The organism is Cellulomonas sp., from assembly GCF_036279715.1.
Classification (GTDB): domain Bacteria; phylum Actinomycetota; class Actinomycetes; order Actinomycetales; family Cellulomonadaceae; genus Cellulomonas_A.
The window spans coordinates 1-9,100 of record NZ_DASUIR010000073.1 but is presented as its reverse complement, the minus strand read 5'-3'; the positions used below and the strand labels follow the sequence as shown (position 1 = coordinate 9,100).

At 71.4% G+C, this 9,100-nt stretch carries 10 protein-coding genes and 1 tRNA gene; 4 read left to right on the top strand and 7 right to left on the bottom strand.

From position 1 onward, the window contains the following. Nucleotides 1-207: 207 nt before the first annotated feature. The 3 genes from VFW79_RS07780 to VFW79_RS07770 all read right to left on the bottom strand — a co-directional run bounded on the left by VFW79_RS07780 (nucleotide 208) and on the right by VFW79_RS07770 (nucleotide 3,752). Nucleotides 208-281, bottom strand: a tRNA-Pro gene (locus VFW79_RS07780). 88 nt (nucleotides 282-369) lie between these two features. Beyond that, nucleotides 370-1,326, bottom strand: coding sequence for a metallophosphoesterase (locus VFW79_RS07775; protein WP_329676739.1), 957 nt, complete (start codon nucleotides 1,324-1,326; stop codon nucleotides 370-372). A 2-nt stretch (nucleotides 1,327-1,328) separates the two neighbouring features. Continuing rightward, on the bottom strand, nucleotides 1,329-3,752 hold the full coding sequence (locus VFW79_RS07770) for a transglycosylase domain-containing protein (protein WP_329676738.1): 2,424 nt from the start codon (nucleotides 3,750-3,752) through the stop codon (nucleotides 1,329-1,331). Between the two features lie 261 nt (nucleotides 3,753-4,013). Between VFW79_RS07770 and VFW79_RS07765 the strand changes: the two genes are divergently transcribed. The 3 genes from VFW79_RS07765 to VFW79_RS07755 are packed head-to-tail and all read left to right on the top strand — an operon-like array spanning nucleotide 4,014 to nucleotide 4,952. Beyond that, nucleotides 4,014-4,304 (top strand): WhiB family transcriptional regulator, encoded by a 291-nt coding sequence (locus VFW79_RS07765; RefSeq protein ID WP_109132383.1) that lies wholly within the window; start codon nucleotides 4,014-4,016, stop codon nucleotides 4,302-4,304. Between the two features lie 10 nt (nucleotides 4,305-4,314). Then, nucleotides 4,315-4,476 carry a DUF4177 domain-containing protein gene (locus VFW79_RS07760; RefSeq protein WP_146192365.1) on the top strand — a complete coding sequence of 54 codons (162 nt, stop codon included), beginning with the start codon at nucleotides 4,315-4,317 and terminating at the stop codon, nucleotides 4,474-4,476. Beyond that, on the top strand, nucleotides 4,473-4,952 hold the full coding sequence (locus tag VFW79_RS07755; RefSeq protein WP_329676737.1) for a RidA family protein: 480 nt from the start codon (nucleotides 4,473-4,475) through the stop codon (nucleotides 4,950-4,952). The genes VFW79_RS07760 and VFW79_RS07755 overlap by 4 nt, the downstream gene beginning before the upstream one ends. A 48-nt stretch (nucleotides 4,953-5,000) precedes the next feature. Here VFW79_RS07755 and VFW79_RS07750 read toward each other — a convergent pair whose 3' ends face one another. Together VFW79_RS07750 and VFW79_RS07745 are read right to left on the bottom strand one after the other, a co-directional pair. After that, complete coding sequence (locus tag VFW79_RS07750) at nucleotides 5,001-5,678, bottom strand: Crp/Fnr family transcriptional regulator (RefSeq protein WP_329676736.1); 678 nt, start codon at nucleotides 5,676-5,678, stop codon at nucleotides 5,001-5,003. A 51-nt stretch (nucleotides 5,679-5,729) separates the two neighbouring features. Continuing rightward, nucleotides 5,730-6,128, bottom strand: a complete 399-nt coding sequence (locus VFW79_RS07745) for a hypothetical protein (protein ID WP_329676735.1) — start codon at nucleotides 6,126-6,128, stop codon at nucleotides 5,730-5,732. A 172-nt stretch (nucleotides 6,129-6,300) separates the two neighbouring features. Between VFW79_RS07745 and nth the strand changes: the two genes are divergently transcribed. After that, the gene (nth, locus tag VFW79_RS07740) at nucleotides 6,301-7,005 is read left to right on the top strand and encodes an endonuclease III (RefSeq protein ID WP_329676734.1); all 705 of its coding nucleotides are present in this window, start codon (nucleotides 6,301-6,303) and stop codon (nucleotides 7,003-7,005) included. Here nth and VFW79_RS07735 read toward each other — a convergent pair. Together VFW79_RS07735 and VFW79_RS07730 are read right to left on the bottom strand one after the other, a co-directional pair. Beyond that, the gene (locus tag VFW79_RS07735; protein ID WP_329676733.1) at nucleotides 6,995-7,927 is read right to left on the bottom strand and encodes an alpha/beta hydrolase; all 933 of its coding nucleotides are present in this window, start codon (nucleotides 7,925-7,927) and stop codon (nucleotides 6,995-6,997) included. The two genes, nth and VFW79_RS07735, sit on opposite strands and share 11 nt — an antisense overlap. A 40-nt stretch (nucleotides 7,928-7,967) precedes the next feature. Beyond that, entirely contained in the window at nucleotides 7,968-8,780 is an 813-nt protein-coding gene (locus VFW79_RS07730; protein ID WP_329676732.1) for a response regulator transcription factor, read from the bottom strand. Nucleotides 8,781-9,100: the final 320 nt, after the last annotated feature.

The following is a 9,100-nucleotide window of genomic DNA, read 5'->3' as shown; positions in this document are numbered from 1 at the left end:
GATCTCGGCGAGGTTGTGGCGTGCTTGTCGAGCGTGACCGCGCAGCTCGGCGGCGCGCGCCTTGTGCGTGCTGGTGCTCAACGACTCCGCCGCCCGCGCGCTGACACCGGGGGTTTCGGGGTGACTGGCCGCGGGCCGAATGCTGTCGGCAGCGACGGGAAAGGCCCCCGGCCGCGTCTCCGCAGGCCAGGGGCCTTCACTCACCGGTCGGGGTGGCGGGATTCGAACCCACGACCTCTTCGTCCCGAACGAAGCGCGCTACCAAGCTGCGCCACACCCCGGTTGAGCGTGCCCAGGATAGCCGAGGTCACCCCCTGCGACGAAACCGGGTCCCAGCGCCGACGGCCGGCCGCCCGACACGTCCGTGGATCAGGGCTCCGACGGGCGGGCGACGAGCGTCAGCAGCGTCGCCTCGGGACGGCATGCGAAGCGGACCGGCGCGTACGGCGACGTGCCGAGCCCGGCCGACACGTTGAGCCAGCTCGAGCCGGCACCGCCCGGAGCGTCCGGCCGCGGGCCCGGCCAGCCGTGCAGTCCCTTGGCGCGCTCGGTGTCGATGTCGCAGTTCGTGACGAGAGCACCGTAGAACGGCAGCGCGAGCTGGCCGCCGTGCGTGTGCCCGGCGAGGATCAGGTCGGTGCCGTCGTCGTGCATCGCGTCGAGGACGCGCCGGTAGGGCGCGTGCGTCACCCCGAGGTGCAGGTCGACCGGGGCATGGCCCGTGCGCGGGTCGTCGGGGCCGCCCGCGGCGGGGAAGCGGTCGAGGTCCAGGTGGGCGTCGTCGACCCCCACGAGCGAGAGCCGGCGGCCCGCGACCTCGATCGCAGCCCGTCGGTTCGTGAGGTCCGTCCAGCCCGCGCTCGTGAACCGCGCCGCGAGCTCACGCCACGGCATGTGGGTGGACTCGACGGGCCGCCGGTCCCGCGCGTCGGGCAGCAGGTAGCGGGCGGGGTTCTTGGCCATCGGCGCGACGTAGTCGTTCGAGCCCATGACGAACGCGCCGGGAGTGGCCAGGTGCGGCTCGAGAGCCTCGAGGAGCGCCGGCATGGCATCGAGGTGCGCCCAGTTGTCGCCCGTGTCGACGACGAGATCCGCGTCGAGCGACGCGAGGTCACGCACCCAGTCGATCTTGCGGCGCTGGCCGGGCGTGAGGTGCAGGTCGGCGAGGTGCAGGATGCGCAGCGGCGCCTGACCGGCAGGCAGCACCGGCACGGTGACCTCACGCAGGGCGTACCAGCGGACCTCGACGAGCGTGGCCCACGCGAGTGCGGACGCACCCGCGAGGGCCAGGGCGCCGAGCGTCCTGGCGGGGGTGGGTGCCGTCACGGCTAGCCTTTGCCCTTGCCAGGGTTCGGATTCTGCGGAGCCGGCTGAACCGGTTGCACCTGCGCGTTCGGGTCGACCGCGGGCGCCGGCGGTTGCCCGTTCGACAGCTGCAGCGTGATGACCGAGCCCTTCGTGGCCTTGGCGAAGGCGCCAGGCGACTGCGCGGCGACCGACCCAGCGGGCACTGTTGATGCGATCTGGTCGGGCGCGACGCTGACCTTGAAGCCGGCGCCCTGGAGGGTTGCCGTGGCTGCGTCGACGCTCTGCCCGACGACGTTCGGCACCGTGATCGGGGCACCGTTGAGCTCGAGGGTCCCGACCGCCGCGAAGCCCGGCACCGAGACGCCGGCGAGCGCCTGGGTCATGAATCGCGACCACGTCGGCGCAGCGATGCTCGACCCGTACACCTGGTGGTTCGTGTAGTACCGCTTGCCGTTGATCGTCATGTCCTGCATCCGCTTGTTGGCCTGGTCGGGTTCGCCGACCCACACGGCCGCGGCGAGCACCGGGGTGTACGCGACGAACCACGTCTGCTCGTTGTGCGAGGTCGTTCCGGTCTTGCCTGCCGAGGTGAACGGTGGCTCGGGGACGCCCTTCGCGGTGCCCTGCCATACGTTGCTCAGCGCGTAGTTGACGGCGTTCGCGATGCGCGGCTCGAGCGCCTGGCGGCAGCCGGCCTGGGGCACGGCCAGCTCCTTGCCGCCGGAGTCGCGCACGCTCGTGATGGCGATCGGTGCGCAGTAGGTGCCACCGGTCGCAAACGTGGCGAAGGCCGCGGCCATCGTCAACGGGGCGATCGTGTCTGTGCCGATGACGTTCGACGGGTTGGTCGACGGGTCCTTCCCGGTCCCGGTGTGGACACCGAGATCCTTCGCCCCGGCCATGATGTTGCACATGTCGAGCTGCTTGGCCATGTCGAGGTACGCCAGGTTGACCGAGTTCATCGTGGCCTGCAGCACCGACATCTGGTGACCGTTGCCTTCAGCGTTGCCGGGCTTCCAGGGCACGTTCGGCCCCTTGGCTCCGCAGGTCGTGAACATGTTCTCGTTGAGCGGCTTCACGGTTCCGTCGACCGTCTCGTTGAGGCTGTGGCCCTGCTTGAGCCACTCGACGAGCGTGAACGGCTTGAACGTCGAGCCGGGCTGGAACCCCGTCGACCCGCCATAGGCCTGGTCGGTGTTGTAGTTGACCGCAGTCTCGCCCGCCACCTGGCTGAGCGTCGCGGTGTAGTTCCGGTTCTGGGCCATCGCCGTGATCTTGCCGGTGCCGGGCTCGACGACCGAGATGGCCGACCCGACGCCCGACGGGTCGTCGACCGGGACGCCTGCCTTGACCTCGGCGTCGGCGATCGCCTGCTGGCGCGGGTCGATCGTTGTCGTGATGGTCAGGCCGCCGCGATAGAGGAGGTTGATGCGGTCCGTCTGCGTGGCCCCGAACGCCGGGTCGCTGGCGATGACCTTCGTCACGTAGTCGCAGAAGTATCCGGACCCGGGGACGACGGCACTGGCGGCCATGCACCCGACCTTGGTGTCCTGTACGTGCAGCATGCTGGCGAGGGGGGTCGCGACACCGGCGGTGTACTCCGCGACCGTGATGTACCCCTGCTCCTTGAGCAGGCGCAGCACGACGTTGCGACGGGTCTCGGAGTCGGCCGTGTTCTTGGCCGGGTCCCACTTGGTGGGGCTCTGGGTCACGCCGGCGAGGGTGGCGGCCTCCATGTAGTTCAGCTCGGAGGCGTGCTTGCCGAAGTAGTGGTTCGCGGCCGACTCGATGCCGTACAGGTTGATGCCGAACTGCGCGATGTTGAGGTAGCCCTCGAGGATCGTCTGCTTCGGCGTGGTCTTCTCGAGCGCGATCGCGAGCTTCGCCTCACGGAGCTTGCGGCTGTACCCCTCGGCGCCCTTGGCCTCCTTGGCGGCTGCCGCCGCGGCGAAGTCGCCCGACTGGAGCGCGGCCTCGATGAGGGTGTTCTTGACGAACTGCTGCGTGAGCGTCGAGGCGCCCTCGGTCGCGCTGGGGTTAAGGATGTTGCGGACCCCCGCCCGCAGCATGCCGGTGGGGTCGATGCCGCCGTGCTCGTAGAAGCGCTTGTCCTCGGTCGCGATCACGGCGTTCTGCATGATCGGCGCGATGTCGGCGATGGGAACCACCACGCGGTTCTCGGCGTAGAACGTCGCGAGCACGGAGCCGTCGGCGGCGAGCATCGTCGACTTCTCCGACAGCGGCTTCATCGCGAGCTCGGTCGGCAGGTTGTCGAACGTCGTGACGGCGAGGTTCGTCGTGCCGTTCACCACCGCGACCGCGGGCAGCACCATGGCACCTACGAGGACGCCGCCGACCACGGCGATGAGCGCGAACGACAGGAGCAGCGCGAGTGCCTGGAACGCGTTGACCTGGCGGCCTCGTGCGCGCGGAGAATAAGCCATGTTCGTAGGGTACGGGAGACGCCTGACGACGCCCTGCCGTCGTGCAGGGGGACGCCCGACCTGCACCGGACCTGCACACACAGTGCTCGATCGGTCCGGTTGCTGGGGGTTCAGGGTGTTCCTCTTGCACCGAATTGACCCGATCGGAGGATCGCGCAACCCACCCCGGAGGCACTACGTTCCGGGCAGGGCGTCTCCAGGCGCCAACGGGAGCGCCGGTCTCGGCCGACGGCGGCAGGGCGAAGGAGCACGCGCGTGACCATGCTGCAGGACGCTCATTGGGCTGCGGGGGCAGCATGTGGTTTCGGCAAGGTTGCTCCGGACGCGCTCTTCGTCGAGGGGGCAGCGCAGCGCGATGCGCGCGCCGTCTGCACCGGATGCCCGGTGCGCCTCGAGTGCCTCGCCGACGCGCTCGACAACCGGATGGACTTCGGGGTGTGGGGTGGGATGACGGAACGCGAGAGGAGAGCGCTCCTACGGCGTCGTCCCGAGGTCAGCTCGTGGCGGGCTGAGCTCGTCCCGGCGGGCGAGCTGTCGATGGGGGCCCGCTAGTCTGGGGCGCATGGCCACCACCTGGGAGTACGCAACCATCCCGTTGATCATCCACGCCACCAAGGCGATCCTCGACCAGTGGGGCGCCGACGGCTGGGAGCTCGTCCAGGTCGTCCAGGGTCCCGACGCGGGCCTGGTCGCCTACCTCAAGCGGCCCACGGGCGAGCGGTGAGCACCGCGGGGGAGATCCAGGGCCGGCTCGACGCGCTCGGGCTGACCCTGCCGACCGTCGCCGTGCCCGTCGGGTCCTATGTGCCCGCGCTCCGCGTCGGGTCGACCGTCTACACGTCGGGCCAGCTGCCGTTCGTCGACGGCGCGCTGCCGGCGAGCGGCAAGGTCGGCACCGGGCCAGGTCTGGTCGACCCCGCCGATGCCGCCGGGTACGCGCGCCTCGCGGCCCTCAACGCCCTCGCTGCCGTCGCGTCGGTCGCGGGCGGGCTCGAGAACGTGGCCCGCGTCGTCAAGGTCGTCGGGTTCGTCGCGAGCGACCCCGCGTTCACCGGGCAGCCCGCCGTGGTCAACGGCGCGAGCGACCTGCTGACGGCGGTCCTGGGCGACGTGGGCGTGCACGCACGCTCGGCCGTCGGTGTCGCAGTGCTCCCGATGAACTCGCCCGTCGAGATCGAGCTGGTCGTCGAGCTCGTCTAGCCGGTCCGCGACCAGACCGGGAGGGACCCTCCCGGCCGCGCGCCCAGGTCAGCGGGCGCGGCGCTCGAGCCGGTCGGCGTCCAGGAGCACGACGGCGCGACCCTCACGGCGGACCCAGCCGCGCGCGGCGAAGTCGGCGAGCGCCTTGTTGACGGTCTCGCGGGAGGCGCCGACGAGCTGAGCGAGCTCCTCCTGCGTGAGGTCGTGGGCAACCCGCACACCCTCGTCCGTCGGCTCGCCGAACCGCGTCGCCAGGTCGAGCAGCGCCTTCGCGACGCGACCCGGCACGTCGGAGAACACCAGGTCGGCGAGGGCTTCGTTCGTGCGGCGCAGCCGATGGGCCAGCGCCTTGAGCAGGTGCTTGGCGACGGTCGGGTGCAGCTCGAGCCAGGCGACGAGGTCCGTGTGGGCGAGCTCCACGAGCTCTGCGTCAGCGACGACTGTCGCGGTCGCGGTGCGCGGGCCCGGGTCGAAGAGCGACAGCTCGCCGAACATCTCGCCCGGACCCTGGATCGACAAGAGGTTCTCGCGCCCGTCGCTCGACCGGCGACCGAGCTTGATCTTGCCGGAGCGGATCACGAACAGGCGGTCGCCGGGGTCGCCCTCGTGGAAGAGCACATCGCCACGAGCGAACGAGACGGGGTTCATGGACTCGATGAGCGCACGCGAGTTCTCGGGGTCCATCTCCGCGAACAGTGGCGCAGACAGCACCACGTCGTCCTCCACGGGAAACCTACCTTCTGCTGCAGCAACGACTGTCGGTGACAGTCTGCCGCATCACCTGGGCGAAGGTGAGGCAGGGAGTCCCGTGAGCGCCGCCAGCGGGTCACGCGCGAGGTGGTCGATGAACTTCGACGTGGTGGACGCGAGGACGTCGTCGAGGTCGCGCTGGTAGGACGCGAGACGTTCGTCGAGCCGGTAGAGCTCATCGAGGTGGTGGATCTCGGTGATGGGCAGGCTGTGCCGGACCAGCCGGTCGAGGTCGGCGTGCGCGGGCGGGGCCGCGTGCACGGAGTCGTCGAGCATCAGGGTGAGGTCGAGGCCCAGCTGGTCGGGCGGGGCAGCACAGGCCAGGGCGAGGTCGATCCGTGCGGTCACCAGGCGCCGCCAGTAGGTCACCCGGGCGCGTTCGGCGCGCAGGGCGCGCCGGCTGCTGCGAAGCTCGGACAGCCTCACCCTCTCGGTCGCCAGCACATCGTGTCCCGTCGGAAGGAGTTCGTCCCGACGTGAGGGACGCTTGTCCAGGTCTTCGACGCGGGGCCTGGGGGACTTGAGTCCCACTCACCTGGACGGGGTCAGGATCACCCAAGGGGAGCAGTGGGTGGGGCCGCACACGTAGGCTGACGGCGTGACGACGCGCCGGTGGCAGGACGAGACCCAGCTGGCGCGGGTGCGTCGGGCCCGCAGGATCAACCGCCTTCTCGGCCTGCGCTACCCCGATGCGCACTGCGAGCTGGACTTCACGAACCCCCTCGAGCTGCTCGTCGCGACCGTGCTGTCGGCGCAGACGACCGACGTGCGGGTCAACCAGGTGACTCCCGAGCTGTTCGCCCGCTACCCGGACGCGCTGTCGTACGCGCAGGCGGACCGCACCTTCCTCCAGGAGATCCTGCGCCCCACCGGCTTCTTCCGGGCCAAGGCCGAGTCGCTCATCGGGATCGGGCAGGCCCTCGTGGAACGGTTCGACGGTCGGGTCCCTGGCCGGCTCGAGGACCTCGTGACGCTGCCGGGGGTCGGGCGCAAGACCGCCAACGTCGTGCTGGGCAACGCGTTCGGCATCCCCGGGATCACGGTGGACACCCACGTCGGGCGGCTTGCGCGCCGGTTGGGCTGGACGACGGAGGAGGACCCGGTCAAGGTCGAGCAGGACCTCATGGTGCTGCTCGAGCGTGCGGAGTGGACGATGGCGTCCCACCGGCTGATCTTCCACGGGCGTCGCACGTGCCATGCCCGGACCCCGGCGTGCGGCGCGTGCCCGATCGCTGCGGACTGCCCGTCGAACGGCATCGGCGAGGCCGACCCCGTGCTGGCCGCGGCGCTCGTCAAGGGCTGACGGGCGCAACCTCCCGCAGCCAGGACAGCAGGAGCGCGTTGACGCGGTCGGGGGCCTCCTCGGCCAGGAAGTGCCCGGCGTCCGGGATCAGCTCGAACCGGTAGCCCGCACCGAGCCGGGTGAGCAGCCGCCCCGACGCCGCGGCGGTGGCCGCCGGGCGGCACCCGTCCTCGCCGCCGTGGAGCTGCAGGACCGGCACCGCAGGCGCGGCCCGGAGCGCACTGAGGTAGCGCTGACCGTCGACGCGCGGGGCCGAGCGGACGAGCCAGCGGGAGCGTTCCATCGCGGAGTGCGCCGCGAACGGCACCCGCGCTGCCTGGCGGTACACGTCCTCGATCTCCGGCGTCGTCCAGCCGCGCGCGCCCCACTCGCGCAGGAGCCGGACGACCAGGTCGGAGCTCGCCATCGCCCGCTCGGGCAGCGAGGGGAGCTGGAAGTAGGCGATGTGGCGCGCGGCCCGTAGACGCAGCGAGCCCAGCGGCTCGGCCCTGGCCTGGAGGGGGTGCGGGCAGCCGAGCACGGCGATGGCTGAGGTCACGTCGGGCGCGATCGCGGGCATCGCCCAGGCGATCTCGCCGCCGGTGCCCGTGCCGATGACGACGGCACGGTCCGCCCCGAGCGAGCGGACGAGGCCGGCGACGTCGCGGGCGAGCGTCGGCACGTCGTAACCGTGCGGGGGCTTGTCGGAGGCGCCCGTGCCGCGCAGGTCCATGGCGGCGACCCGGTAGCCGGCGGCGGCGAGGACGGGCAGCTGGTGACGCCACGCCCACCAGAACTCGGGCATCCCGTGCAGCAGGACCACGAGCGGTGCGTCGTGGTCGTCCGGCCCCGCGATCGCGACGTGGAAGCGTGCGCCGTTCGCCGGCACGAACTGGTGTCGCCACGGCCCGTCGATGAGCAGGGTGGAGGCGTCGACGTTCATCACAGCGAACCTACCGGCTCATGGCGACGGGGTGCACCGCTCAGCCGCCTGCGACCGAGGCGGTGCGGGGGACGTCCGTCGCGAGCGCAGCGGTGTCGCCGACGATCTCGGGGTCAGATTCCGACGGGTCGCCCGACTCGGGGTCGGACGACGTCGGTCTGGTTGCGGCCGCGCGACGATCCTTCGGGGGGTCGAACCGGTAGCCGACGTTCCGCACGGTCCCGATGAGCTGCTCGTGCTCGGGACCCAGCTTGGCGCGCAGCCGGCGGACGTGGACGTCGACGGTCCGGGTGCCTCCGTAGTAGTCGTAGCCCCAGACCTCCTGGAGCAGCTGGGCCCGGGTGAACACCCGGCCCGGGTGCTGCACGAGGTACTTGATCAGCTCGAACTCCTTGTACGTGAGGTCGAGCGGGCGCCCGCGCAGGCGGGCCGAGTACCCGCCGGGGTCGATGACGAGCTCGCCCGCCATGATCTCCTGCGGCTCGGTGGCCACACCCTTGACCGCGGCCCGCTCCATGACGAGCCGGAACCGGGTCTCGACCTCGACGGGCGTCGCGTTCTCGAGCACGATGTCGTCCGCGCCCCACTCGGCGGTCACGACCGTGAGACCGCCCTCGGTGAGGACCAGGACGAGGGGCACGGTCAGCCCGCTCGCGCGCAGGACCCGGCACGTCGTCCGCGCGATCGCGAGGTCACGCCGCGCGTCGAGCACGACGATGTCCGCATCGGGGGCGTCGACGAGCGCCGACGGCTCGACGGGCAGGACCCGGATGCGGTGCGACAGCAGCCCCAGCGCCGGGAGGACCTGCGCGGAGCCACCGGAGGCGGACGTGAGCAGCAGCAGATCTGCCACTGGCGGGACCTCCTTGGGAACGAGTGGTGCCACGGTATCGCGACGACATCGGCCTCGGAGCCTCGTCCAGGGGGCGGAGACCCGCCACTGAGCGCCCGCAGGGATGCGAGAATCAGCCTGTGCCGGCTTCCCTCCTCCTCTTCGCGACCGCATCTCGTGGTCAGACGCGCGCTCAGTCGCGCCGTCGGCTGCGCGCGGCTGCGACCGTCGGCTCGGGCCGACGTCGGGCCCGGTAGCGCGTGCAGGTCTCCACGCGGGCTGTGCTGACAGCCGTCCTGGCCACGCTCGTCGCCGTCGGTGGCTACGTCGCGACCCTCGCG